The sequence below is a fragment of the Trinickia diaoshuihuensis genome, from assembly GCF_003390925.1.
GTDB classification, from domain to species: Bacteria; Pseudomonadota; Gammaproteobacteria; order Burkholderiales; family Burkholderiaceae; genus Trinickia; species Trinickia diaoshuihuensis.
In genome coordinates, this window is record NZ_QUBS01000089.1 from 178791 (window position 1) to 204969 (window position 26179).

16 protein-coding genes are annotated in these 26179 nt (G+C 66.7%); 11 read left to right on the top strand and 5 right to left on the bottom strand.

Annotated features, from left to right (window positions below):
• Positions 1-252: 252 nt before the first annotated feature.
• On the top strand, positions 253-1851 hold the full coding sequence (locus DXT59_RS27980) for a methyl-accepting chemotaxis protein (protein ID WP_116141438.1): 1599 nt from the start codon (positions 253-255) through the stop codon (positions 1849-1851).
• Here the strand turns inward: DXT59_RS27980 and DXT59_RS27985 are convergent.
• Positions 1818-3056, bottom strand: a complete 1239-nt coding sequence (locus DXT59_RS27985; RefSeq protein ID WP_116141440.1) for a serine hydrolase domain-containing protein — start codon at positions 3054-3056, stop codon at positions 1818-1820. The two genes, DXT59_RS27980 and DXT59_RS27985, sit on opposite strands and share 34 nt — an antisense overlap.
• Before the next feature lie 85 nt (positions 3057-3141).
• On the opposite strand from DXT59_RS27985, the gene DXT59_RS27990 reads away from it, so the two are divergent.
• Positions 3142-4056, top strand: a complete 915-nt coding sequence (locus DXT59_RS27990) for a LysR family transcriptional regulator (protein ID WP_116141442.1) — start codon at positions 3142-3144, stop codon at positions 4054-4056.
• A gap of 4 nt (positions 4057-4060) precedes the next feature.
• Here the strand turns inward: DXT59_RS27990 and ilvA are convergent, their stop codons facing one another.
• Together ilvA and aqpZ are read right to left on the bottom strand one after the other, a co-directional pair.
• Positions 4061-5632, bottom strand: a complete 1572-nt coding sequence (gene ilvA, locus DXT59_RS27995) for a threonine ammonia-lyase, biosynthetic (protein WP_116141444.1) — start codon at positions 5630-5632, stop codon at positions 4061-4063.
• Positions 5633-5826: 194 nt separating this feature from the next.
• Positions 5827-6606 (bottom strand): aquaporin Z, encoded by a 780-nt coding sequence (aqpZ, locus tag DXT59_RS28000; RefSeq protein WP_116141446.1) that lies wholly within the window; start codon positions 6604-6606, stop codon positions 5827-5829.
• A 304-nt stretch (positions 6607-6910) separates the two neighbouring features.
• Here aqpZ and DXT59_RS28005 point away from each other — a divergent pair, with 304 nt between their 5' ends.
• Positions 6911-7135 carry a hypothetical protein gene (locus tag DXT59_RS28005; protein WP_116141448.1) on the top strand — a complete coding sequence of 75 codons (225 nt, stop codon included), beginning with the start codon at positions 6911-6913 and terminating at the stop codon, positions 7133-7135.
• Positions 7136-7139: 4 nt separating this feature from the next.
• On the opposite strand, the gene DXT59_RS28010 is transcribed toward DXT59_RS28005, so the two are convergent.
• Positions 7140-7430 carry a CppA family protein gene (locus tag DXT59_RS28010; RefSeq protein ID WP_116141450.1) on the bottom strand — a complete coding sequence of 97 codons (291 nt, stop codon included), beginning with the start codon at positions 7428-7430 and terminating at the stop codon, positions 7140-7142.
• 161 nt (positions 7431-7591) lie between these two features.
• Here DXT59_RS28010 and DXT59_RS28015 point away from each other — a divergent pair, with 161 nt between their 5' ends.
• The 7 genes from DXT59_RS28015 (at position 7592) to DXT59_RS28045 (ending at position 14485) form a co-directional block, all read left to right on the top strand.
• Positions 7592-8245, top strand: coding sequence for an RNA polymerase factor sigma-70 (locus DXT59_RS28015; protein WP_240324713.1), 654 nt, complete (start codon positions 7592-7594; stop codon positions 8243-8245).
• Between the two features lie 84 nt (positions 8246-8329).
• Positions 8330-8560 carry an MbtH family protein gene (locus DXT59_RS28020; RefSeq protein WP_116141454.1) on the top strand — a complete coding sequence of 77 codons (231 nt, stop codon included), beginning with the start codon at positions 8330-8332 and terminating at the stop codon, positions 8558-8560.
• 31 nt (positions 8561-8591) lie between these two features.
• Positions 8592-9662: a TauD/TfdA family dioxygenase gene (locus DXT59_RS28025; protein WP_116141456.1), complete on the top strand. Its 1071-nt coding sequence runs from the start codon at positions 8592-8594 to the stop codon at positions 9660-9662.
• On the top strand, positions 9659-10468 hold the full coding sequence (locus DXT59_RS28030; protein WP_116141458.1) for an ABC transporter ATP-binding protein: 810 nt from the start codon (positions 9659-9661) through the stop codon (positions 10466-10468). Before DXT59_RS28025 ends, DXT59_RS28030 begins: the two co-directional genes overlap by 4 nt.
• Positions 10465-12591 carry an iron chelate uptake ABC transporter family permease subunit gene (locus tag DXT59_RS28035; protein WP_116141460.1) on the top strand — a complete coding sequence of 709 codons (2127 nt, stop codon included), beginning with the start codon at positions 10465-10467 and terminating at the stop codon, positions 12589-12591. Before DXT59_RS28030 ends, DXT59_RS28035 begins: the two co-directional genes overlap by 4 nt.
• Positions 12588-13373 (top strand): siderophore-iron reductase FhuF, encoded by a 786-nt coding sequence (gene fhuF, locus DXT59_RS28040; protein ID WP_116141463.1) that lies wholly within the window; start codon positions 12588-12590, stop codon positions 13371-13373. Before DXT59_RS28035 ends, fhuF begins: the two co-directional genes overlap by 4 nt.
• 41 nt (positions 13374-13414) lie before the next feature.
• A complete protein-coding gene (locus DXT59_RS28045; protein WP_116141466.1) occupies positions 13415-14485 on the top strand; it encodes an ABC transporter substrate-binding protein in 1071 nt (356 codons plus the stop codon).
• Here the strand turns inward: DXT59_RS28045 and DXT59_RS28050 are convergent.
• Positions 14466-16175 carry a cyclic peptide export ABC transporter gene (locus DXT59_RS28050; protein WP_116141468.1) on the bottom strand — a complete coding sequence of 570 codons (1710 nt, stop codon included), beginning with the start codon at positions 16173-16175 and terminating at the stop codon, positions 14466-14468. The two genes, DXT59_RS28045 and DXT59_RS28050, sit on opposite strands and share 20 nt — an antisense overlap.
• Positions 16176-16434: 259 nt before the next feature.
• Between DXT59_RS28050 and DXT59_RS28055 the strand changes: the two genes are divergently transcribed.
• Positions 16435-26166, top strand: a complete 9732-nt coding sequence (locus tag DXT59_RS28055) for a non-ribosomal peptide synthetase (RefSeq protein ID WP_116141580.1) — start codon at positions 16435-16437, stop codon at positions 26164-26166.
• Positions 26167-26179 lie beyond the last annotated feature (13 nt).

Sequence of the window (26179 nt, forward strand, 5' to 3'; positions counted from 1 at the left end):
CATCATGGATCTCGCCATGGCAATGGGCCTTTCGCTGTTCGGCATCTTCGCCGGCAGCACGGTCTTCTTCTTTTACCGCCTCCCGCGCTGACCGGCGCGTTCGCCGGTGCGCCCCCGCGCGGCCTGAGCCGCGCCGCGTCGGTTCGATCCCACGGTTTAACGTTTGCCCACGCCCGCCGCGCGTCGGCTTGACGTACGTCAAACTGACGCAGCGCCTGTTTTCGTATCGTGGGAGGGTTAATCGAACCGTCCATGATCATGACCGAGAACCAGCACACGGCGGGCGGGGATTATCACTTGTCCGCACGGGACGTGACGATCTCCCGCATCGATACGACGGGGCGCATCGTCTACGTCAACGAAGCATTCATCAAGAGCAGCGGCTATACGCGCGAAGAACTGACGGGGCAGCCGCAAAGCATCGTCCGCCATCCGGACATGCCGCGCGAGGTATTCCGCGACCTGTGGCATACGATCGAGCACGATCAGCCGTGGACCGGCCTGCTGAAAAACCAGCGCAAGAACGGCCAGGCCTATTGGGTCGTGGCCAACGTCACGCCCGTATTCGAACACGGCAGAAAGGTCGGGTACATGGCCGTGCGCACGAAGCCCACGGACGAGCAAGTCGACGAGGCCGAGTCGCTCTACGAGATACTTAGAAATCCTAACGATGGGCGCATGCGACTGTCGGGCGGCGAGGTGAGGCGAACGGGCGCGCGCGGCGCCGTCGATCGCGTCATGAGGTTGCCCGTCGCGCTGCGCGTGTGGGGCGTCATGGCGCTCTTGATGGCGCTGTTCGGATTGCAATTCGCCGCGACGACGCATTCGTTCGTGCCGGGCCTGTCGGCGCAAACGCTCGGTGCGGTGCTGGCCGGGCTCGGCGTCGCCACGGCGGCCGTGACGGGCCTTTATCTGATGCGCGAAGTGCTCGCGCCGCTCAAGGCGCTCAACGATAGTGCTCGCGATGTGCTCTGCGGCCATATCCAAGCGCTCTTTCCCGAGCGCGGCGACGCGCAGGCCAGGCGGCTCGCGCGCATGCTCAATCAGATGAATGCGAAGCTGATCGGTATTTTGATCGACGCGAAAGTCTCGATCGACGTCATCGAGCGCGCGACGCAGGAGTTCGCGAACGGTACCGCCGATCTCGCCAACCGCACCGACGAGCAGGCGAGCGCCATCGAGCAGACGACGGCGAGCCTCGCGGAGATCACCGAAACCGCCGAGCGCAATGCGATCGGGGCGGAGCGTGCGAATGCGACGGGCCACGAGACGGCCGAATCGGCGGAAAGCGCGGCGCGCGAAGTGCAACGAACGGTGGAAGTGATGGCGCAGGTGCGCGATCACTCGCGCAAGATCGCCGAGATCACCTCGATGATCGACGGCATCGCCTTCCAAACGAACATCATCGCACTGAACGCCTCGGTCGAGGCCGCGCGCGCCGGCCAGTACGGCCGCGGTTTCGCGGTCGTCGCCACCGAGGTGCGCAACCTAGCGCAACGCGCGGCGGGCGCGGCCAGGGAGATCAAGGATCTCGTCGAAACTTCGCTCGACACGGTCACGGCGGCGACGCAAACGGCGAGCCGGGCTGGGGAAACGATGAACACGGTCGAGCAATTCGTGACCCGGCTCACGGCGACGCTCGACGAGATCGTGCTGGCCAGCCGCGGGCAGAGCGCGCAGATCGCGCAGATCAACGAGGCCGTCGGGCAGGTCTCGGAGATCACGCAACGTAATGCCGCGCTCGTCGAACAATCGGCAGCCGCGTCGATGGGATTGCGCCAACAGACCCAATCGCTCGAATCGGCCGTGAGCGTTTTTCACCTTGCCGGGGAGGCGGCGCACGCGCCGTAAACGGCGTCGCGCACATGCAGCGTGAAGGGACCGCACATCCCTTCGAACGCCGCATTCGTCAATGCGACGACGGTGAGTTCGGCCGACGGATCGACGAACCAACTGTGGCCGTAGACACCGCCCCATTGAATCGTGCCCTTGCTTTGGGGCGTGCAGTCTAGCGCGGGATCTTCGAGTACCGCCCAGCCGTAACCGAACCCCCAGCCCGGCCCCACGGTCTGCGCTTGCGCGCGCACATGAGGCTGCATCATGCGAGCGATCGTCGCTGATTCGACGATTGGTGCGCCGCCCCGGCGAATCGTCTCGAACAACGTCAAGACATCGGGTGCGCTGCCGATCATGCCCGCTCCGCCCGAAGGGAACGCATGTGCCGCATACGCGCGCTGGGGCGAAAATTTCACGCAATGACCGATTTCCCGCGGCAAGCGCGCCGCAGTATCGCCGCTCATGCGCCGCGGCTCGGGCTGGGCGTCGACGTAGGGCACGACGAGCGGCGTACCCGGCGGCACGCCGAACGCGGCGCTGCGCATGCCGAGCGGACCGGTGACGAGGGTCTCGATCGCCGCAGGCAACGACTGCCCGGTCACGCGTTCGATCACGGCACCGAGCACGTCGTAGGCGACCGAATAGCGATGCGCGGTGCCCGGCGCAAAGCCGAGCGGCGCTTGCGCGATGCGACGCACGTTTTCGTCGAGGTCGAAGTCGACGAGATCGAGGCCGTCGGAGATGCCCAGGCGATGGTAGAGGCCCTGCGTCGAGCCGGGCTCAGTGCGAAAGCCGTAATCGAGGCCGGCCGTATGCGTCAGTAAATGATGGACCGTGATGACGGGCTCTGCGCCGTCATCGCAGCGCGGCGTGAACGAGGGCAGCCATCGCGTGAGCGGATCGTCGAGCGAAAGCGCGCCGCGCTCGGCGAGGGCTAGCGTGGCCAGTGCCACGATCGGCTTGGTGACCGAGGCGAGCCGAAAGCGGCTATCGATTTGCATCGGTAGTCCCGCTTCTCGATCGGCGAATCCGGCCGCGCGCGCATAAACGGGTTCGCCGCGGTGGGCAACGAGCACGACGCCGCCCACGATGCGGCGCTCGTCGATGGCTGCATCGAGCGCATCGTCGAGCCGCGAGACCATCGCGGGGCGATCGATGATGCCGGCTTGCGAGGCGTCAGGAGCGGCGGTGGGGTGATCCAAGGCAGAGACTGATGACATGAGCGGGCCTTTCAAAAAAGGTCGAGACGTCCGTCAATCTAGCGCTTCCACAGCGTAAGAAAAAGTCTGTTATGGTTGATGCGCCATGAAGAAAAACTTAACGATAAAACCCGAGCCGCTCGGCGGGCTCACTGCGTTTCGCGCGGTGGCGGAGGCGGGCAGCTTCCGCGCGGCGGCCGACCGGCTCGGCATCAGCGCGTCGGCCGTATCGCAAAGCGTCCATGCGCTCGAAGCTCGCCTGGGCGTCGCGCTGTTCAATCGAACGAGCCGCACCGTCTCGCTCAGCGAAGCGGGGCGCTTTTTGCTCGAGCACGTCGATCCGTCGCTGGCCCGCATCGAAGCCGCAATGCAGCGGCTGCGCGAAGGCGATGCCCAGCCGTCGGGGCTGCTAAGGATCAACCTCTCGCGGCTCGCCAATACGCTGTTCGTGAAGCCGCGTCTGCCCGAGTTTCTCGCGCGTTATCCGCGTGTCGACCTCGAGCTCTACACGGACGATACGCTGGCCGACGTGGTGGGCGGCGGCTTCGATGCGGGGATTCGTCCCGGACGCCATCTCGCGCAAGACATGATCGCCTTGCCGCTCGATCGCGGACTGCGCCGAGCGGTGGTCGGCGCGCCGTCATACCTCGAGCGTCATGGTGTCCCCAAGACCTTGGCCGATCTTGCCCGGCACGATTGCATTCGTTTCCGCCTGCCCGGCTCGGGGCGCATCTACCCGTGGCAGTTCAGCGAACGCGGCAAGGCGTTGCAGCTCGATGTCAAAGGCCGGCTCGTATTCATCGACGACGACCTGTGCCGGGAATCGGCGCGGGCGGGGCTCGGCCTCGCACAGCAATTCGAGGCGGCGATCGCGGACGATCTGGCCGCGCGGCGGCTCGTGCCGGTCCTCGAAGCGTACGCGCCGCCGCCGATCCGGTTTTATATCTACTTCCCGAAGCGGGACTATCAGCCGCTGAAATTGCGCGCGTTCGTCGATTTTCTACGCGAGCCATTGCGTTAGCCCTTCAGGAAAGGAACATGCGGTATGCACGGTTTTCCGTTTCTTCTCGATGCGGATAGCCGAGCGAGGACAGAAAACGCGCGAACTCATCGCGCTGTTCGGCCGGCGCCTGCATCCCGACGAGGATCGAGCTTTGATCGGCGCCCTGGTTGCGATAGTGAAACAGGCTAATGTTCCAGTGCGGCGCCATCGACGAGAGGAACTTCATTAGCGCGCCCGGCCGCTCGGGAAACTCGAAGCGAAAGAGCCGCTCCTCGCGCGCAAGCGGCGAGCGGCCCCCGACCATATAACGCACGTGTTGTTTGGCGAGCTCGTCGCCGGTCAAATCGACCGTCGGGAAGCCGCCGGCCTCGAAGGCGCCGGCAAGGCGCGCCGATTCGCCGCGGTGCTCGGTCTGCACGCCGACGAACAAATGGGCGCGGTCGGCATGGGCGATGCGATAGTTGAACTCGGTGACTTGCCGCTCGCCGACGAGCTCGCAAAAGCGCTTGAAGCTGCCGTGGCGCTCGGGCAGGGTGACGGCGAACAGGGCTTCGCGCGCTTCGCCCACTTCGGCCCGCTCGGCCACGAAACGCATGCGATCGAAATTCATATTGGCGCCCGAGGTCAGCGCGACGAGCGTTTCGCCGGCGATGCCGGTGCGTTGCGCATAACGCTTCGCGCCCGCAACGGCCATCGCGCCGGCCGGCTCGAGCAAGCTGCGCGTGTCTTGGAAGACATCCTTGATTGCCGCGCACAGCGCGTCGGTATCGACTGTGATGACTTCGTCGAGATAGGCGCTGCACAGGCGGAAGGTTTCCTCGCCGACGAGTTTGACCGCGGTGCCGTCGGAGAATAGTCCCACCTCGTCGAGTTCGACGCGCCGTCCGGCGGCCAGCGATTGCGCCATGGCGCACGAATCCTCGGTTTGGACGCCGACGATACGCACGTCGGGCCGCACGGCCTTCATGTAAGCGGCGACGCCGGCGGCGAGACTGCCGCCGCCGATCGGCACGAAGATCGCGTGGATGGGTCCTTGGTGTTGCCGAGCGATCTCCATCGCAACGGTGCCTTGTCCCGCGATGACGTACGGATCGTCGAAGGCGGGGATGAACGTGAGATCTTGCTGATGCTGCAGGCGCCGCCCGTGCGCGTAGGCCTCGCTATACGATTCGCCGGCGAGCACCACTTCGACCGTCGGCCCGCCATGGGCGCGCACGGCGTCGACCTTCACGCGCGGCGCTGTTTCCGGCACGACGATGACCGCGCGCACGCCGAGCTTGGCCGCCGATAGCGCGACGCCTTGTGCGTGATTGCCGGCCGACGCCGTAATCACGCCGCGCTCCAGCGCTTCGCGCGAGAGGTGCGCCATCTTGTTGTAGGCGCCGCGCAGCTTGAAGGAGAACACGCTTTGCTGGTCCTCGCGCTTGAGATACAGCGCGTTGCCGAGCCGGGCCGATAGACGCGGGGCATGCTGCAGGTCGGTTTGCCGCGCGACGTCGTAGACGCGGGCGGTCAAAATCATTTGCAGGTAGTCGGCCGGCGTGCCCGGGCTTTGTGTGCAATCGACGGCGTGCGGGTCGAGCGAGGTCTGCATGTCAGGCTCCTTGTGTCGCGTGGTATGGCAAGGAAGCCCAAGGCGGAAATAAAAAAACCCGCCTATTGGGCGGGTTTTCGTGACTGCTGCTTATGCGCGCTAACCCACCATTCTCGGAATGGCGGGAATAATGATGGCGATGGGCAGTTGGCGGCAGTTCATGCGGCTAAGGATGGCGTATCGGCGCGCGACTGTCAATCTCCGCGTGCGGCGACGCCTTGCTCGTCGCTGCCGAGTGCCGCACTCCGGGCGCGCGGTGTTGTATCGGATTCGCTGACGATGAGCGGATAGATTACGGCCGCGACGACGGCGCCCACCACCGGCGCCAGCCAGAACAGCCAAAGTTGATCGAGCGCCGCGCCGCCGGCGACGAGCGCGGGGCCCGTCGAGCGGGCGGCATTGACCGAAGTGCCGGTGACGGGAATCGTCACGAGGTGAATGAGGGTAAGGCACAGGCCGATGACGAGCCCGGCGAAACCGGCTGGGGCGCGCTTGTCGGTGGCCCCCAGCACGACGAAGACGAAAAACGCGGTCATCACCGCTTCGCATAGGAAGGCCGCCTGCATCGTATAGTGACCGGGCGAATGTTCGCCGAAGCCGTTCGATGCGAATCCGCTCGCGGCGGCATCGAAACCGGGCGCGCCGCTCACGATGAACTTGAGCACGAAGGCGGCGGCGGTCGCGCCGATCACTTGCGCGGCCACGTAGGGCACGACGTGCTTGGTCTCGAAGCGTCCCGCCACGGTCAGCCCGATGGTGACGGCCGGATTCATATGGCCGCCCGAGACGGGACCGATCGCGTAAATCATCGTCGCCACCGCAAGACCGAATGCGAGCGACACGCCTACGAGCCCAATACCGCCGCTATCGGCGGACGCATGAAAGTTCGCCGCGATGAGCGCACTGCCACAGCCGCACAAGACTAGCCAAAAAGTGCCGACCAACTCGGCGACATAGCGTTGCAATGCCCGCATAGTTAGGACTCCAAATTATGTGAATAAGAGGGGAGGAGGCAACGCCGCGCCGGCGGCCCCGCGCTGCTTGAATCTTATGGGCCGCCGCACGGCCCCGATCAAAACTATTGTGAAGAGCTTAGTGCACGAAGCCGGCTCCGGTGCGCTCGCTCGCGTTGGCGTCCGCGCTGCTTCTTCGAGTTTGGGATCGAAGCGATAGCATTCGCAAAACGCGCTGCGAATTGCGCGCCGATGGCGATCACATTCTTGATTTTGCGAAATGCGCTGCGAATAATCAGCGCGAATAGCTTATTGCGAGGCGCGTATGTCGGACACGTTGCGCAAGGCCGCGCTGATCGAATCATGTGTCGGAGCGGTGCGGTGGGTTCGCATTCGCGTGCGGCACGCCGCTTGGTCTTGGCGTGGGCCATGGCAGTTGCATTGGACGCCGCGCATCGCGGCTGCCGCGGTCTTTATCGCGCTCGCCTTCGCTTGGACCTTTCTTCGGATCGTGCTGATCCTCGTTTTTCCACAATCGCCGTCGCGCTGAGGATTCAGCCGGGTTCGACAGCCGGGGCGCTCGCTCGCTTGGCGCCGGCGAGGATACGCCGTATCTGCGCCAGATGCCGGTCGGCCAGCGCACAGTCTTGGGTCGCGCGAACCGGCGAGCGCGGCGCCGGCGGCCACACCCCCAAATAGCGGCACAACGCGGACACGTAGACCGGGCGGCCCGAGTGCGCTAGGTGCCGCGCCGCGTCGGCCACGCGCACCTGGCCCGCATGAGTCGTGAGCCATTGAAGCGCTTGCCGGTCGTCATCATTCGCCAGTCGGATGAGCCGTTCCATACAGAGCCTGTACTGTATAAATGAACAGGTAAATTTATACAGTGTTTTTTGACGAGGAGCAAGCAGCATCGCGCGGCAAAGTAGATTTGAATAATATTGAGAATGATTCGCGTTTACGTTAAAGTTCCGACCATTCAACCAGACGACCAATGGAGGAACCGATGTCCAACGCATGGGCCGAGACGCACCTCAACTGGCCTGCCGGCACTCGAGCGAGCGCCCTTCGCTCGGCCGAAGAGGGCTGCGATGCGTGCCCTGCGGCGGTGCGATGCAAGGGAGCGCTGCTCGATGCGCTCGTCTCGCACCGCGCTTCGCTGATCCAATTCGCCCGCTCGTTCGTGGGATGCGTCAGCCGCGCCGAGGATGTCGTCCATGACGTTTTCATCAAGCTGGCGGGATTTCGCAATCAGGACGAAATTCGTCAGCCGCTCGCCTACGTCATGCGTATGGTGCGCAACGCCTCGATCGATGCGTGCCGGCGGCAGTCGCTCGAAAACGTTTGGTATGCCTGCGAGGAAGAGGGCCTCGACGTCGCGTCCCCCGAGCCTTCGCCCGAAGCGGCGCTCTTGACGCGCGACGCGCTACGCAGCGCGTTCAATGCACTCTCGCAACTGCCCGAGCGTACGCGCTGTGCCTTCGAGCGAGTCCGCCTGCGCGAGGAGACGTTGCAGGAAACGGCGCGCGCGCTCGGCGTGTCGCAAACCTTGGTGCATTTCATGGTCCGCGATGCGGCACGGCACTGCGCCGATTGCGTCGAGGGCATCGGCAATCGTCCAGCGGCGTCTAAAAAAAGACGGGCGTCGAACGTCAATTGAATGGGCGCACCCGTTCGTGCCGGTTCGGTGCGAGGTGGTTTCGCCCGGTTCTCTCCCTCAACGTTTCCTGAAGCGCGAAAAGCCATGAATTCGTCCACTCCCGCGAACGACGACGATATCGAATACTCGGTCGTCATCAACGATGAAGAGCAGTACTCCATTTGGCCGACGTTCCGGCCCGTGCCGGCCGGTTGGCGCGAGGTCGGCGTGCGCGGCCCCAAGGCCGCTTGTCTCGCCTATATCGAGACCGTCTGGACCGATATGCGGCCGGCCAGCCTGCGCCGGCATATGGATGCGGCCGCGCACGAAGCATGAGCGCGGACCTGAGCCCCATCGGGGAGGGTTTATGACATCAAGCGTTCCTAGCATCGGCGATTTGCGGATCGAGCCCGGATTGCCGACTCTCATTTCGCCGCGCGAGCCCGGTTCCTTATCGCTCGACAGCGCGGCCGGCGTGCTGCGCGATGCGATCGGCGCATGCCTCGAGCGTACCGGCGCCGTCCATTTGACCGGCTTCGGCCCGCCTTCGGTCGACGGTTTCGAGTACTTCGCCGCGTCGTTCGGCGCGCCGCTCGTCGATTATTCCTTCGCCTCGACGCCGCGCAGCCGCGTGCACGGCGCGGTCTACACGTCTACCGAATACCCGTCGCACCGCGCGATCCCGCTGCACAACGAGCAGTCTTACACGCGCGAGTGGCCGCTCAGGATCTGGTTTCATTGCGTCACGGCGGCACGCGCCGGCGGCGAGACTCCGATTGCCGATAGCCGGGCCATCTTGCGCGCGCTCGATCCCGCGCTCGTGGAGCGGTTCGCGCGGCGCGAGCTGTTGTACGTCCGCAATTTCGGGCAGGGCGTCGATCTGCCATGGCAACGTGCGTTCGGGACCGACGATCGAGCTAGTGTGCAACGCGTGTGCGATCAGCGCGGGATCGAATGCGAATGGCGCGAGGACACGGACGGACAATGGCTCCTGCGCACGCGCGAGCGATGCCAAGCCGTGGCGGTTCATCCGCATACGGGCGAGCTCGTCTGGTTCAATCAGGCGCACCTGTTTCACTTGTCGGCGCTAGATGTGCCCGTGCAGGAGGCGTTGATCGAAACCGTCGGCGTCGAGAACGTGCCGCGCAACGTCTTTTACGGCGACGGTGCGCCGCTCGAATCCGATGCGCTCGCGCAGATCCGTGCGGTGTTGGACGAGAAGCTGATCGTATTCCCTTGGGCCGAAGGCGATGTCCTCATGCTCGACAACATGCTGTGCGCCCATGCGCGTACGCCATTTGCCGGGCCGCGCAAGGTCGTCGTCGCCATGGCGCGCAATCATCGCGCGAGCGAGGCCGAGCATGCCGCGGCGGCGCACGCGGTTCGCGCGCTCGCAAGCCCGATTTCTGCGGCGGCTTCCGTGGGGGCCGGCGCATGACGCGCGCGGCCATCGCGGCGCGCGCGCTGAGCGCGGGCTATGGCGGGCGGGCCGTCGTCGAGGGACTCGATATTGCGCTGCCCGAGCGTCGCGTGACGGCGCTATGCGGGCCCAACGGTTGCGGCAAAAGCACGCTGCTGCGTACGCTCGCCGGATTGCAGGCCGCGCTCGGCGGCCACGTCGAGGTCGCGGGCAAGCCGCTCGGATCGTACCGGCGCCGCGATCTGGCGCGTACGCTCGCGATGCTGTCTCAGTTCAACGAGGTACCCGCGGGGTTGACGGTGCGCGAACTCGTGGCGTACGGCCGGTTCGCGTACGCAAAGTGGCTGCGCGGGCCCACGCGCGAAGATACGGCCGCCGTGGACGAGGCGTTGGTCGCGACGGGGCTGGAGGAGTACGGTGCACGCGATCTCGCGGCGCTGTCGGGGGGCGAACGGCAACGCGCGTGGATTGCGATGGCGCTCGCACAAGGCGCGCCCATCGTCTTGCTCGACGAGCCGACGACTTACCTCGATATCCGCCATCAACTCGAGGTGCTCGGCCAATTGCGGCGTCTGAACCGCGAACGCGGTTTGACGATCGTATGGGTCTTGCATGATTTGAATCAAGCCGCGGCGTTCAGCGACGAAATCGTTCTCATGCGCGCGGGCCGTATCGTCGCGCAGGGCGCGCCCGACGCGATCATGCAGCCGGCGTATCTCGAAGCGGCTTTCGACGTGCCGATGTTGCGCCTCGAGCACCCGCAAACGGGCGTGCCGCTGTGCGTTCCCGCGCACGCCGCGGCGAGAGCGGAGATGGCGGTATGAACGCGCGAACGCCGTTTCGTGCCGTCGCGGTCGGAGCCCCCCGCGCGCCGGACGAGCGCGCCTATATAGCGATGTTGTCGCTCGCCGCGCTGCTTGTCGTCGTCAGTATCGTTCGGCTGGCGCCCGATCTCGCGCGCTATTGGACGGCCGGCGTCACGCCGCGCACTGCGGGTGGCGTGCCCGGCGATGCCTTGGCGCTCGCGCGCGTGATGTTGTTCGAACTGCACGGGCCCCGAGTGCTCGCCGCCCTGGCAGCCGGCGCATCGTTCGGCTTGGCCGGAGCGGTGTTCCAAGCGCTCGCCCGCAACGACCTCGCCTCGCCCGACGTCCTCGGCGTGACGGGCGGGGCCCAATTCGGGCTGCTGCTCGTCATGCTCTGGCCCGCCTTGGCGGGCATCGCGACGCCGCTCGTGCTGTTCGGCGCGGGACTCGTAGCTGCCGGCGTGGTCGCGGTTGCGGCGGGGGGCTGGCGTGCCACTGCGCTGCGGCTCTTGCTGGCGGGCAGCGTCTGCGCGCTGCTGTTTTCGGCGATGACGACGCTCGCGCTCGCATGGTCGGAGCAAAGTATCGCCGGCGTCGCGCTGTGGTCCAGCGGGAGTCTTTATCAGCCCGGCGCACAGGGGCTCATGTCCGCACTGGTTTGGCTCGCGCTACCGCTCGCGGTGTTGCCGCCAGTCGTGCGCTCGCTCGATGTCTTATCGCTCGGCGAACGTACCGCAACGATGCTGGGTGTACGCGTCGATGCGGTACGGTTCGGCGCGCTTGTCGCGGCGGTGGGTTGCACGAGCGTGGCCGTCGCCATCGCCGGGCCGATGGCGTACGTCGGTCTCGTCGCGCCGAACCTCGTGCGGCGCTGGCCCGGTCTGCGCGCGGTGCGCGTCGCGCGGCTGTCGCTATGCTCGGCTTTGGCCGGTGCGCTCCTCGTATCGGTGACCGACGCGGCCGTGCTTGCGCTCGATTTGGACGGTACGCTTTCAACCGGGGTCGCCGTCGCGCTCGTCGGCGCGCCTCTCATGCTCGCCTTGATCGTGCGCGACGGGCTGGGCCGGCCGCCCGGCGTGGGCGCGGCGCAGGGCGGCGCACTCATCGCGCCGGCGTTCATCGAGCGCTGGGCGCGGCGCATTCCTCCCATCCCGATACCGCTTGCTCTGCTTGCACTGATGCTGCTCGGCGTAGCCGTGCTCGCGGTGGCCGGTGCGAGCGGTCCGGTCTTCTTGGCGCCGGCCCGATGGTGGGCCGGCGTCGCCGGGCATGACGCGTTCGCGCGCACGCTGCTCCTGTTGAGGCTGCCCCGCGCCGCATGCGCGCTGCTCGCGGGCGCGCTGCTTGCCGCGAGCGGCGTCCTTATGCAAAGCGTCGTGCGCAATCCGCTCGCGGGGCCCGAGGTGCTCGGCGTGACGCAGGGCGCGTCGCTCGCGGTGCTCATCGCCATGGCCCTCGACGACCGTATCGGACACCTCGGCACGTTCGCCGCCTCGCTGACGGGCGCGATGGCAACACTTGCGCTCGTCCTCGCGCTCAATCGGCGCACGCGTTACGCGCCGCTTCCGGTCGCGTTGTCGGGGCTCGTCCTCGGCACGCTCGCCACGACGCTCGCGCAGTGGCTGATCGCCCAAGCCAGCCTGCAGCCGGCGCGTTTCGTCGTTTGGCTTGCCGGTGGAACCTACGGGCGTGGGCTCACCGATGCGCTCTCGTTGTTGCCATGGGGCGTGTTGGCCATCGTCTTTGCCGCTCTGCTCGCACGGCCGCTCGATCTTCTCGCGTTAGGCGACGACCAAGCGGCGGCGCTCGGGGTGCCGACGTCGTGGCTGCGCATGGGTGCGCTCGTTTGCGCGACGCTGCTCGCCTGCGCGGCGGTGGCGGTCGTGGGGCCCATCGGATTCGTCGGTTTGATGGCGCCGCATGCGGCGTCACTGCTCGGCGCGCGTTCTCATCGCTCGCGGCTTTTGTTGGCCGTTGCGCTCGGCGGGCTGATCACGGCCGCCGCGGACATCGGCGCGCGCACTATCGTCGCCCCACGCGAGGTGCCAGCGGGCGCACTGACCGCGATGATCGGCGCGCCCTATCTGCTGGTTTTACTGGTCGTGCAAGCACGGCGCGAACGCGCGGGAGCGGGGCGATGAGTGCGGCCGAGCCGCAAGCTTTCGCGGCGCTCGTCGAAGGCTCGCCGCTATTGCCGCTGCTGGAGCGCGTATGGATCGGCGGGGCCGAGACCGCCCGTCATCGCGACGACAAGCTCGTCTATGTGCGCGTGGATCAGTTGGCCGCGGAGCGCGATCGGATGCTCGACGCGATGGTGCGGCGATATGGCGGCGAGCCGTCGCTTCATGGGCGAGCGCTATTGTCTCAATGGAGCAAGTTCTATTTTCGGTTGGCGGCGCCCGCGGCGATCGCGGCCGCATTGACGTTGGGACGCCCGCTCGGGATGGCGGCCGAGCGCTGCTCGGTCGCACTATGCGACGGCATGCCGGACGCGTTGTACTTGCCGCGCGACGCGCTTGACGCGCCGACAACCGACCCCGCGCGCCGGTATCGCTCGTTCGTGTATGAGCATCTGCAAATCGTCGTGGAGATTCTCAGCGCTCTTGTGCCGATGGCGCCGCGCGTGTTGTGGAGCAACGCGGGAAATCTACTCGACGCGCTGCTCGATGCGTATCGGAGCGACGAAGCGAGCGAACAGGCAGCGCTCGATGCGCAGTGGATGTTCGCCTCAGAACGTCATCCGCTGCATGGTAGCGTGCGCGCGATGACGCCTCGGTCCGCACTCTTACCCACACCGTTTCGCGCACGCCGCGTTTGCTGTTTGCGCTATGAGATCCCTGGAGAACGACAACTGTGCGGAAGTTGCCCCTTGTTGTTGACGATGAACGACGAACAGATTGCCGAGCAGGCGGCGGCCGATTGAATGCACGGCACAGGCGGCGAGTGCGGCTTCGCTTGCGCGTCATGGCAGCCGCGCTCGCTTGCTTGGGGTTCGGCTTGCCTGACGCGGCGAGCGCGGCCAAGCTCGCGACCTTCGCGAACGTGTCGGTCCAACACGGAACGCAGCGGGTCGCCGTCGGCCCAAACGATGCGCCATCGACTCGCGGGATATGCGGGGCCATCGCCGATAATCCGACGATCGCGCAGGCAAGCCGCTCGCTGCCCGCGCGGCCCATGCGAATCGTCGTCCTCGAATTCATGTTCGCGGAAGATCTGGCCGCGCTCGATGTCACGCCGGTGGGGATGGTCGATACGGCCTACTACCCGGCCTGGATCGGCTACGACGCCAAGCGTTTGAGCACCGTACCCGACGTCGGCACGCGGCAAGAGCCGAGCCTTGAAGCGATCGCTGCGCTTGCGCCCGATCTCATCATCGGCGTGGGATTCCGGCATGCTTCGATCTTCGACGCATTGCAATCGATCGCGCCCACTGTCTTGTTCCGTTTCAACCCGGATGCGCCGCTGGCCGGCGCGCAGGCCAGCCAACTCCAATGGTCGCGCCGGATCTTCGACACGATCGGCTGCCTCACCCAGCGCGCGGCGCGTGCGCAGGCGCTCGAGCGAGCACTCGACGAGGGCTTGGCGCGCGACCGCCAACGCTTGGCGGCCGCGGGACGAAGCGGCGAGTCGTTTGTCCTGCTGCAAGAACTCGGACTGGCCGATCGCTACTGGGCCTATACGGGCAACAGCATGGCGGGCGGTGTGGCGCGCGAACTCGGGATCGATCTGTGGCCCGCCGAGACGACGCGCGAGGGCACGCGCTACGTCAACTCCGAAGACTTGCTGGGCCGCGCCGATTCGAGCGTTTTGCTCGTCAGCGCGACGGGGCCCGAGACGACGCTTGCCGAGAAGCTGGCCTCGCCCGTATGGCGTTACGTACCCGCGCGACGCAGCGGCCGCGTAGGGCTCATCGAACGCAATGTCTGGGGTTTCGGCGGGCCGATGTCGGCATTGCGACTCGCGAACATGCTGACCGACGCATTATCGGCACTGCCGGCCCCCGCGGGCTCGCCCGTCAAGGCCGAGTCTCGCTGACGATGGTGCCGTTCTCGAGCTTGACGATGCGGTCGGCGTGACCGAAATAGCGGTCGTCGTGTGTGACGACGACGACCGTTTTCCCGCGTGCCCTCAATTCAGGCAGCAACTGTTCGTAGAACACCGCCTTGAATGACGGGTCTTGATCGGCGGCCCATTCGTCGAATAGATAGAACGGCCGGTCTTCGAGGTAGGCCACCACGAGCGCGAGCCGTTTGCGTTGTCCGGTCGAGAGCGCGCGTGTCGAAAACGCGCCGCGCTCGACGCGGACCTTGTGATCGAGCGCGAGCTTCGCCAGCAATGCGTTGGCCCGGGCATCGACCTCGGCGTCGCGCGCATCGTCGCGATCGGCGATGCCGAGCAGCGTATCGAACAAATGAAAGTCGTTGAAGACGGCCGAGAAGCGCTCCCGATAAGCGGCTCGCGCAGCCGCATCGACACGGCCGCCGTCGACTTCGATGATGCCGGTCTCGGGTTCGTATAAACCCGCGATAAGCTTGGCGAGCGTTGTCTTGCCGCTCCCGTTGCCGCCGACGATGAACACGATCTCGCCCGGCGTGAAAGTCAAGTCGATCGGACCGAGGCGAAACAGCCGCTCCTCGCGCTCATGCAGATAGGAATGGGTCACGTTGCGCAGCGCCAAGCGCTGGAAGGACGCTGAAGCGGCCAAGCCGTCAATGGCGAGCGCGTCTTCGGCGGGCCGGTGCGCCGAGTCGAAGCCTGCCAATACGCCTTCGATGCGTGCGAGCGAGAGCCGAGCGGCGTTCAGCGTGGGGATGTTGTTCAGCAGGCCGTCGAGCGGCACCAGCATGAACAGAAACACGATGACGTAGCTGGCCGCCTCGCGGACATCGGCATGCGCGCCGAACGCAGGCATGAAGGCCGCGATCCCGAGGAACACGTAGAACAAGAAGATGATCCAGCCGACCCCGGCCGCATAGGCCGTGAAAGCGCGGCGCCGCGCGTGACGGACCTCGTCGATGGCCTTGCCTAATTTTTCGTCGAGAAAGCGACGGCCCCGTTCGCGATGCAACCGCAATTCCTTCGCGCCCGCGAATAACGCACCCAAATGATCGAACAGTCGATCTTGCGCATGGCCGGCCGTTTCGAGCGCGGCCAGTGCCCGTGCGTCGCCGAAGCGGTAGCCGAGCGAGCCGATCGCGATCGCGCCGAGCGCGAGTAGACAGACCGGCCAGGATAAGTAGGCGAGGTAAGCGAGGCAGCCGGCGACGATCGAACCGTGCATCACCACGTTGGGCAACGCGAAGAAGAGCATCGAGACGTTCGTGGCGTCGTCGGTCAGGATCGATTGGACGGGCGCCGCGCCGATCCGCTCCAACTCGCGCAACTCGGCGCGGGCCACATGCCCGGCGACATGGGCGCGAAGATGGCCGATCGTGTCCTGCGATAAACGGGCGAAGAGCATCCCCGACGCAATGCGCGAGGCAAGCGCGGCGCAGGCGCAAGCGGCGAAGGCCAAGGCCAGGCGCTGCGTAGCGGAGGCGGACGAGGCGAGCGCGCGTTCGAGCGTCGCGACGAGCAGCACACTTGCCGCGCCGTTGGCGACGGAGGCGAGCAGCGCGAAGGCGAACGTTCCGCGCGATCGGCGCAGCAACGTCAGCAGCAGTTGCGTGGCGGGCCGCGACGAAGGCGGGGCCGCGAGGGTCGGCGAAATGGAATGGGTAGTCATCGATGGCTAGCAAGTTGGGACGAAGACGTCACGCGCAGGGTGTCCATCGATAGACGATTGAGCGTTCGAAAGTTTTAGCGGGTTCGAGCACAGGCGTCGAGATCGACGGGTGAGCAGTGCATTGCCTCTAAAAATTTTCGATCGAGAAACGTCATTGGGTTGAAGCTGCCGCAAAACGCCGTGCGCGACGATTCCCATCGGTTCGTCGATATCCGCGGCTCGCAGCGGCGCAATGGACCAATAGAGGGATCCGATGCCCATGACGACTTTCCCGACCGCATTGCACCATCGCTTGCAACGCCTCGCGCGCCTCGAACCCGATGCGCCCGCGCTCGCGTCGTTCGAACCGGAGACGGTCCGGCTTACCCGCGGCGAACTCGACTTGCGCGCCGCGCGCCTGGCTGCCGTCTTGCGCAGGCATGGCGTCGGGATCGAAACGCGCGTGGGCGTGTGTATCGAGCGCTCGTGCGATCTCATCGTCGCTTTGCTGGCCGTGCTCAAAGCGGGCGGTGCCTTTGTGCCGCTCGATCCGAGCCTGCCGGCCGCGCGCCTCGAATGGATGGCGCGCGATGCCGGCGCTCGCATCGCCCTCGTGAGCGCGCGTGGTCGAGCGCCGGCGTTAGCGGGGCTCGTCTGCGTCGATGTCGACGCGGCGCTCGATACGAGCGTGGTGCCGCTCGATCTCGAACCTACTCATCCGCAAGCCGCCGCTTACCTGATTTACACGTCGGGTTCGACCGGCACGCCGAAGGCGGTCGTCGTCGAACACGGTCCGCTCGCGGCGCACTGCGATGCGGTTGTCCGTGCCTATCCGATGCATGAAACGGATCGGGTCTTGCATTTCGCGGCGGTGGGCTTCGATCTCGCGCACGAGTATTGGCTGGCGCCGTTGGCGGCCGGCGCGAGCATCGTCGTCACGGGGGCCGGTCCGCTCGAACCCCGCGCCGCACTGCGGCTGATTGAGCGCGAAGGCGTGGCGATCGCCGCGTTTCCGCCGGCGTATTTACAAGAGGTTGCGCGGGCGGCGGTGGAGGGCGGCGCGCCGCCCGCGCTGCGCGTGCTCGCATTCGGCGGCGAGGCGATGGCAAGCGACCGGTTCGAACGGGTACGAGCCGCGTTCCCCGGCGTCCGATTCATCAACGGCTACGGGCCGACGGAAACGGTGATCTCACCGATGCTATGGCCGGTCGAGCCGAGCGACGTCCTCGAGCGAGGCGGCGCGGCGGCGTTGCCGATCGGGCGCACGATCGGGCCGCGCTCGGCGCGTTTGTCGGTACGCGGCGACGGCGAAGGGGCGGCCGGCGAATTGCTACTAGGTGGCGCCTGCTTGGCGCGCGGCTATCACGGGCGGCCCGCGTTGACGGCCGAACGTTTTATCCCCGATGCGCATGGCAACGCCGGTGCGCGCGTCTATCGCACCGGCGATCTGGCGCGTCTGCGCGATGACGGCGCATTCGATTATCTCGGCCGTCTCGACGATCAGGTGCAAGTACGTGGCATACGGGTCGAGCCGGGCGAGATCGAACAAGCATTGCTCGCGCATGCCGAGGTTCGTGACGCGGCTGTCCTGGCGGACAAGTCGAACGGCGGCGTGCGCCTGCTCGCATTCGTTTCGGCCGGTACGGCGATCGACGAAACGCAATTGCGCGATCATCTCGCGCGGCACATCCCGCAAGCGTGGATTCCCGCGCGCATGCTCGTGCTCGATGCGCTCCCGCGTGCGCTGAGCGGCAAGCTCGATCGGCAAGCACTGCTCGCACTCGCGGGCGCTCGGTCCCCGGCCGCCCCGCATCGCGCGCCGAGCGACGCGACGGCTTGCGCGCTGGCGCGGATCTGGCACGCCATCGTGGGCGGGCCGGCGATCGGGTTGGACGATCGATTCTTCCTGCGTGGCGGCGATTCGATCGGCGTCATGCAAATGCAAAGCGCGATACGCGCCGAGTGGGGCGTGCATGTGCCGCTTGGCGTGCTATTCGACGATAACCCGCTCGAGCAGGTGGCTGCGCTCGTGGCTTCGCGCGCAGGCGACGCGCTAAAGGGGGAGCGGTTGGTTCCGGATGAACGAGCCGGCAACGGCGAAGCAAGCGGAGACAGCCGAGTCATCGATATTCAAGCACCCTACGCGCAGTATCCGGCGTCGCTCGCGCAGCGCCGCTTCTGGGTAGTGGCACGGATCGGCGACGCCGCTCACGCCTATCACATCGCCGCGCACTGGCACGTCGAAGGGCGGGTGGATGCGCAAGCGCTCTCGCGCGCGCTGGCCGCCCTCGTGCGGCGGCACGACGCATGGCGCACGACGCTTGCCGAGGACGACGAGGGCAACGTCGTACAGCGGGTTCACGCGAACGTGCAACTGCCGCTCGAGTCGTTCGATCTGCGCGCCGTCGATCCCGCCGAGCGCGAGGCGCGCGCCGGCCAATTAGCCCGGCAATGGGCCGAGGCGCCGTTCGACCTTTCGGGCGGCCCGCTGTTGCGGGCCGCGCTCGTCACTGTGGACGAGCAGCGCCATTGTCTGATGTTGACGCTGCACCATGCGATCGGCGACGGCTGGTCCTCGCGCATCGCGTTCGACGAACTCGCCGAGGCGTATACCGCGGTGCGCGAGGGGCGCGAGCCGGCATGGCCCGCGTTGCCGTTGCGTTATGCCGAATTCGCGCGCCGGCAGATGCGCTGGCTCGACGAAGGGGCGCGGGAGAATCAACTCGCGTATTGGCGAGGCGCGTTGGCCGAAGCGCCCGGCGCCCTGGCGTTGCCGGTCGATCGCGCGGTGCCGGCCGAGCGAACGCTGCGTGGCATGCGGGCGACTCGGCGATTGAGTCCCACCGTCTCCCGTACGATCCGCTCGCTCGCGCGCGAAACGCATAGCTCCGTTTTTATCGTGCTGCTCGCGGCGTTGCATGCATGGCTCTATCGACTGACGGGCACGACCGATGTCGTGGTGGCGGCGCCCGTGGCGACTCGGCGCGAAAGCGATTTGGCGGCGCTGGTCGGGCTGTTCGTGAACACCGTGGCAGTGCGGGCTCGCGTAGCGCCGCAAGCGGCATTTTCGGCGCTGCTCGCTCAAGTGCGAGAGGCGACGCTCGGCGCCTACGAACATAGCGACGTGCCGTTCGATGAAGTGCTGGACGCGGTCGCGCCGCCGGTTCGACGCGGGGCGGAATGGCTGCGTGTGAAGTTCGCTCAGCAATTCTTGTACGGCGAGCGTGTGGACTTGCCGGGCGCGACGGCGCGCTTGACCCCCGGGCCCGACGGCGCGGCGCGCTTCGACTTCGCGGTGGATTTCACCGACGATCCGCTCGGCATCGAATTCGTGGCCGCGTGGGCGACCGATTGCATCGACGACGATACGGGCCGAGGCTGGCTCGAGAGTTTCGCAGCGCTCGTCGAACACGCGGTGCGCGAGCCTTCGGCTGCCGTCTGCGAGCTGGCCAGCCATCGCGAGCCTTCGGCTGCCGTCGCGCTGGGGCGCTCGGAGGTGTTTGAATTTTCGGACGTCCTCGAAGCATTCTCTCATCATGCCGCGCGCACGCCCGACCGGGTGGCCGTTTCGGACGACGCGCGCGAACTGACGTTCGCCGCGCTCGATGCCGTTTCGTCGAACGTGGCGCACGCTTTGCGCGCACGCGGCATCGGCGCCGAATGCGCGGTCGCGCTCGGCATCGAGCGATCGGTGGATTTCGTCGTCTCGCTGCTGGGCGTGATGAAGGCCGGCGCGACGGCCGTGCCGCTCGATCCGGCGGCCCCGGTATCGCGCGTGGCGCAGTGCCTGGCCGCTTGTTCGCCTCGGTGCTTGATCGTTGCCGACCCCGCACCTTCGTGGCACGGCTTATCGGTCGCATCGACGCGCCTATCGGAACTCGAATCGACGCAAGTTCAAGAGGCGCCGCGGAGCCTTACCGGTGTCGTTGCGCGCCACGCGGATCAAGCGGCTTACCTGATCTTTACGTCGGGATCCACCGGAGCACCGAAGGGCGTGATCGTCTCGCACCGCGCCCTTGCGGACTACGCGCAAGGCATGCTCGCCACGCTCGAGTTCGCGCCCGGCGCGAGCATGGCGATGACATCGACCGTCGCCGCCGACCTGGGGCATACGACCCTGTTCGGCGCGCTGTGCGCGGGACGTACTTTGCATTTGCTCTCGCCGGGCTGTGCATTCGATCCCGACCGTTTCGCGCAGGCTATGCGTAGCCGCAATGTCGGAGTACTCAAAATCGTGCCGAGCCACTTGCGTGCGTTGCTGGAAGCAACGCATCCGGCCGACGTACTTCCGGCTCATGCGCTCGTCCTCGGCGGCGAGCCGTTGCCGCAAGCACTGGCGATGCGGATCGCGGAACTCAAGAGCACATGCCGCATCGTCAATCATTACGGGCCTACCGAAGCGTCGGTCGGCGCGCTCACGTTCGAATTCCGGGCGCGCGAGGCTGAGCCCGCGCGCGTGTTCGTCGCGACGGGACGCCCGCTGCCCAATGTCCGGGCTTGCGTGCTCGATTCGCTGGGCGCCCCGGTACCCGTGGGCGGTTACGGTGAATTGTTCCTTGGCGGTCCCGGACTCGCGCGCGGTTATGTTTCGCGTCCCGCGGCCACGGCCGAGCGGTTCGTGCCGGATCCGGCCGGTCCCGCGGGCGAGCGGCTGTACCGTACCGGCGATCGTGCGCGGATTCGGGCGGACGGCGTCATCGAATGGGCCGGCCGTCTCGACGATCAGGTCAAGATTCGCGGCTATCGCGTCGAGCCCGGCGAAGTCAGCGCGGCGCTCGCGGCAATCGAAACGGTCGTACAAGCGGAAACGCTGGCCGTGCAAGACGAGCGCGGCATGCGCCTGGTCTCGTTCGCGACGCTCGATCGCGTGGCGCGGCTGCAACGCGGCGGGCCCGACGGCGCGCAACTGCGCGCGCGCTTGGCCGAACGCTTGCCCGACTATATGGTTCCCGCATCGGTCGTCGTGCTGGATACGTTGCCGGTGACGGCCAACGGCAAGGCCGATCGGGCGCGCTTGCGCGACCTCGCGAAGACCGCGGATCTCGCCCGCGCACACTCGGTCGATGAGCCGCGGGACGGCCTCGAGAACGCGCTCGCACAAGTGTGGAAAGATGTCCTGCGTCTCGATCGCGTGGGACGCGACGAGAATTTCTTCTCGCTGGGCGGCGATTCGATCGTCGCGTTGCAGGTCATCGCGCGTTCGCGCAAAGCGGGGATCCGCTTTACGCCGAAGCAACTCTTCGACCATCCGACGCTTGCGCGACTGGCGGAGGTGGCCGCGCGCGAGACCGGCGGTCTCGACGCGAACGCGCAGCGACCGGCCGACGGGAGTGCGTCCGCGCAAAGCGTGGCGCTCACGCCCGCGCAGCATCGATTCTTCGCGCTCGATGTGCCGAACCCCCATCATTGGAATCAGGCCATCGAGTTGGAGCCCCAGGGGATGTTCGACGTCGACGCTTTTGCCGAGGCGCTCGGCATTGTGTTGACGCACCATGACGTGTTTCGGTTGCGGTTCGCCAAGTCCACTCGAAAGGACGGCGGGTGGCATGCCATGTGCGGCGATCGGGCCTTCGAGCTATTGCCGCTTTCGGTACAAGACGCGCGCGACCGCGACGACGCGCTGGCGCGTTTCGACGCACTCCAACGGACGATAGACCTGACGCGCGGTCCGCTCGCGCGTGCGCTCGTAGCGACGTTGCCGGACGGCACGGCGCGTGTGTTCGTTGCGCTCCATCATTTGATCGTCGACGGCGTCTCGTGGCGCATCGTCCTCGAGGATTTGCAAACCGCGTACGAGGCCGCCCTCACGGGCATCGCCCCGAGATTGCCGGCACCTGCTTCGGCCACCGCACCGTCCTGGGCCGCGCGCTTGCGGCAGGCTGCCTCGACCTTCGAGCAAGAGCGGTCATACTGGCTCGCCGTGGCCGGCACGGGTGGGGCGTTCGTGGGGCGGTCGGTGCAGGCCGCGCCGCCCGCGAACGCCACCGCGCGGACGATCGTTCGGGCCTTGACGCCGCAACTGACCCAGTCGCTGTTGACCGACGCCAACCTCGCTTGGCGCACGCAGACGCAAGACTTGCTGCTCGCGGCGTTGGCCGATGCGCTCGGCGGCGACGGCGCGGATGGGGCGAATGGTGTTTGCTTGGTCGAACTCGAGGGCCACGGCCGCGAGGCGTTGTTCGACGACGTCGATGCAAGCCGCACGCTCGGATGGTTGACGAGTCACTATCCGGTGGCACTGCCGATCGGTTCCACATTGGTCGAAACGCTGACCGCCGTTAAGGACACGATGCGTGCGGTGCCGAACCGCGGGTTGGGTTTCGGCGTGCTGCGCTATCTTGGCGACGAAGCGACGCGCGCGCAATTGGCGGCGCTGCCCAAGCCACGCGTGACGTTCAACTACCTGGGCCGCTTCGAGGCCATGCGCGGCGAGAGCTTTTCCGCGCGCTTCGGCGGCGTCGGTTGCGAGCGCGATCCGGCCGGCCCCATGACCAATGCGCTGGCCGTCCACGCCTTCGTCGACGAGGCGCGTGTGCTGCGTGTGCACTGGGTCTATAGCGCGGAGGTGTTCGACGACGAGCGCATCGCCGCGTTGGTCCGGCGTTTCGAAGATGCGCTGGCATCGCTCGCTCAGGCTTGCCGCGCTCGTGTAGCGGCCGAAGGCGGCGGTGCGACGCCGGGCGATTTCCCCCTCGCTCGGCGCGCGGGACTTACGCAGGCGGCGATCGATGCGGCGCGTCTCGATTGGCGTACCGTCGACGATATCTATCCGCTCTCGCCGATGCAGCAGGGTATCTTGTTTCAGTCGTTGCTGGCTCCCGAGCAAGCGATTTATGTCAATCAGCTCGTGGCGACGCTCGATGCACCCGACCTCGAGCGGCTCACCGCGGCGTTCGAACGCGCGATCGCTCGGCATGACATTTTGCGCACGAGCTTCTTGGCGGACATCGACCCGCCGTTACAGGTCGTGCACCGCCGCGCGGTGCTGCCGGTCGCAGCGCTCGATTGGCGCGATACGTGCAATACGCGCGAAGCCGATGTCGAGCAGTGGCTGATGGCGGACCGCGCTCGCGGCTTCGTCTTGTCCGAAGCGCCGCTCATGCGGCTCACGCTGATACGCCTATCGGAGCGGACGTGGCGGCTCGTTTGGACGCGCCATCATCTGCTGCTCGACGGATGGAGCACGGCGAGGCTGTTCGCCGAAGTACTGAACGAGTACGCGCAAGGACAGCAGGCACCCGTCTTCCGTGCGCGGCAAGGCACGCGCTATCGCGACTTCATTGCTTGGCTCGGCGCGCGCGACGAGGAGGGCGACCGTGCGTTCTGGCTCGAACGCCTGGCGCGTTTGGAGGGCCCGACGCTCGTGGCGCCTGTGCCGAGTGCGCGTGTCCGGAGCGCGTATGGCAGGTGGCATGCGCGATTGGACGCCGCCACGACAGAAGCGCTCGTCGCTTGCGCCCGGCGTCTGCACGTGACGGTGAACACGGTGCTGCAAGGCGCGTGGGCCGTGACGCTTCAGCGCATGACGCACCAGCATACGGTCGCGTTCGGCGCGACGGTGGCGGGCCGGCCGGACGCGTTGCATGAGGTGGACGCCGTCCTCGGCTTGTTCATCAATACGCTCCCGGTCGTTGCGACGCCCTCGCCGAACGTCGCTATCGCCGATTGGCTTGCGGCGTTGCAGCGCGAGAGCGCCGCCTGCGCCGAACATGCGCACACGCCCTTGTTCGAGATTCAACGCTGGGCCGGCCGCAACGCCGCCGCGTTGTTCGATACGCTGATCGTGTTCGAAAACTATCCCGTCGATGAAGCCTGGGCGCGACGCGATGACGACGCGCTGCGTTTTTCGGAGCTGCGCAACGTCGACGCGACGGACTTCGCCGTGACGCTCGTCGTGCAAGCCGGCGAGCAGCTATCGATCGACTATGGATTCGACCGTGCCAAGCTGACGGACGAGCGCGTCCAAGCGCTGCATCGCGCGTTGATGCGATGCCTAACGTCCTTTATCGCCGATGCGGGCGCGCCGCTTGGGAGCGTATCCATCGCCACGCGCGGCGACATCGCACAACTCGCGCGTTGGAACGCGACGTCACGCGAATGGCTCGAACCGCAACGGGCACCGCTGCATCGTCAGTTCGAGCGCCAGGCGGCATTGCAGCCGGACGCGACCGCATTGCTTTGGCGCGCCGAGCACATGCCGGGCGATGCCGGCCCACGGCGTATGACCTACGCGGAACTCGACGCGCGCGCGGATCGCGTGGCGGTGTCGTTGCGCGAGGCCGGAGCGACGCTCGATGCACCGATCGCGCTATGCCTGAATCGCTCGGCCGAAACGGTCGTCGCGCTGCTCGGCGTCATGAAAGCCGGCGCCGCTTGGTTGCCGATCGACCCGGACTATCCGGCCGCGCGCATCGCCTACATGCTTGAAGATGCACGGCCCGCGTGCATCGTCACGCAGCGCGGGTTGCTCGACCGTGTGAGTCCCGCCGCGGCGGGCAGCGGTACGGTCGTGCATTGCATCGATCAACTCGAAACATGGCCGCACTCTCGGCAAGCGGAATCGCTCGCGGCGGCATCCACCGGCGATCGACGAGACGCGCACGAGGCAGCGACAGCGCGGCTCGCGTATCTCATCTACACGTCGGGCTCGACCGGTCGTCCGAAGGGCGCGGGCAATACGCACGCCGCGCTCGCGAATCGAATCGCCTGGATGCAGGACGCCTATGCGCTGACTTCCAGCGACGTCGTGCTGCAAAAAACGCCGTTCGGTTTCGACGTCTCGGTGTGGGAGTTCCTCTGGCCGCTTTCGGCCGGCGCGACGTTGGCGCTAGCGGCGCCCGGCTCGCATCGCGAACCCGCACGCCTCGTCGACGAGATCGAAGCGCTCGGTGTGACGACGATCCACTTCGTGCCGTCGATGCTGGCCGCCTTTCTCGGGTATCTGGAATCGTTCGGCGCGGCGTCGCGATGCGGCTCGCTCGTTCGGATCGTCTCGAGCGGCGAAGCGCTGGCGGGCGAACTCGCCGTCAAGGCAACCGCGCTGATGCCGCAAGCTGCGATCCATAACCTCTACGGACCGACCGAGGCCGCCATCGATGTGTCTCATTGGACATGGGACGCGCTCTCGGTCGCGGATGCGGTGAGCGTACCGATCGGGATGCCGATCGCCAATACGCAACTGCACGTGCTCGACGCGGCGTTGCAGCCGGTGCCCGTCGGTGCGATCGGCGAGCTGTACCTCGGCGGCGTGGGCCTCGCGCGCGGTTACTACCGCAGGCCATCGCTGACGGCCGAGCGTTTCGTTCCCGATCCGTTCGCGGCCGGCGGGCGCCTGTATCGCACGGGCGATCTCGTGACGCGCCGGGCCGACGGTGCGCTCGAGTATCTGGGGCGGATCGACAGCCAAGTCAAGCTGCGCGGACAGCGTATCGAGCCGGGCGAAATCGAAGCGGTATTGCGTACGCAGCCGGGCATCGACGATGTCGTCGTCATCGTGCGCGACGAGCAACTGATCGCCTATGTCGCGCGCGCGCGGTCGGTGCGGCTCGACCAAGGCGAACTATTGGCGCGGCTGCAAGCTCAGTTGCCGGCCTACATGGTGCCGGCGCGTTTGATCGAACTCGACGCACTCCCGGTGACGCCGAACGGCAAATGCGACCGGGCCGCGCTGCCCGCGCCCGCATCGGTGGCGGACGCCGTATTTGCCGCGCCGGCCAGCGAGACCGAGCGCGAGTTGGCCGCCATCTGGGGGCAAGTCCTGCGCGCCGAGCGCATCGGCCGCGACGACGATTTCTTCTTGCGTGGTGGCCATTCGCTATTGGCGGCGGCCGCGCATGCGCGGACGAATCGTCGATGGTCCGTGGCCTTGCCGCTGCGCACGTTGTTCGAAGCGCGCACGCTCGCGCGTTGCGCCGCGCTGATCGACGCCGAGTTAGCCGCGCAAGCAACGCGCGGGCATGGCGACGCCGTGCAGGCGATCGGCGCGTTGCTCGATGAACTCGAGGCGAACTAATGACGAACTCCAT

Coding starts and splice junctions, on each gene's coding strand:
- DXT59_RS28025 (WP_116141456.1), top strand. CDS start 8,592: ATGACATCAAGCGTTCCTAGCATCGGCGATTTGCGGATCGAGCCCGGA.
- DXT59_RS28015 (WP_240324713.1), top strand. CDS start 7,592: ATGTCCAACGCATGGGCCGAGACGCACCTCAACTGGCCTGCCGGCACT.
- aqpZ (WP_116141446.1), bottom strand. CDS start 6,606: ATGCGGGCATTGCAACGCTATGTCGCCGAGTTGGTCGGCACTTTTTGG.
- DXT59_RS28010 (WP_116141450.1), bottom strand. CDS start 7,430: ATGGAACGGCTCATCCGACTGGCGAATGATGACGACCGGCAAGCGCTT.
- DXT59_RS28005 (WP_116141448.1), top strand. CDS start 6,911: ATGTCGGACACGTTGCGCAAGGCCGCGCTGATCGAATCATGTGTCGGA.
- DXT59_RS28020 (WP_116141454.1), top strand. CDS start 8,330: ATGAATTCGTCCACTCCCGCGAACGACGACGATATCGAATACTCGGTC.
- DXT59_RS28030 (WP_116141458.1), top strand. CDS start 9,659: ATGACGCGCGCGGCCATCGCGGCGCGCGCGCTGAGCGCGGGCTATGGC.
- DXT59_RS27990 (WP_116141442.1), top strand. CDS start 3,142: ATGAAGAAAAACTTAACGATAAAACCCGAGCCGCTCGGCGGGCTCACT.
- DXT59_RS27985 (WP_116141440.1), bottom strand. CDS start 3,056: ATGTCATCAGTCTCTGCCTTGGATCACCCCACCGCCGCTCCTGACGCC.
- DXT59_RS28035 (WP_116141460.1), top strand. CDS start 10,465: ATGAACGCGCGAACGCCGTTTCGTGCCGTCGCGGTCGGAGCCCCCCGC.
- DXT59_RS28045 (WP_116141466.1), top strand. CDS start 13,415: ATGGCAGCCGCGCTCGCTTGCTTGGGGTTCGGCTTGCCTGACGCGGCG.
- DXT59_RS28050 (WP_116141468.1), bottom strand. CDS start 16,175: ATGACTACCCATTCCATTTCGCCGACCCTCGCGGCCCCGCCTTCGTCG.
- ilvA (WP_116141444.1), bottom strand. CDS start 5,632: ATGCAGACCTCGCTCGACCCGCACGCCGTCGATTGCACACAAAGCCCG.
- DXT59_RS28055 (WP_116141580.1), top strand. CDS start 16,435: ATGACGACTTTCCCGACCGCATTGCACCATCGCTTGCAACGCCTCGCG.
- fhuF (WP_116141463.1), top strand. CDS start 12,588: ATGAGTGCGGCCGAGCCGCAAGCTTTCGCGGCGCTCGTCGAAGGCTCG.
- DXT59_RS27980 (WP_116141438.1), top strand. CDS start 253: ATGATCATGACCGAGAACCAGCACACGGCGGGCGGGGATTATCACTTG.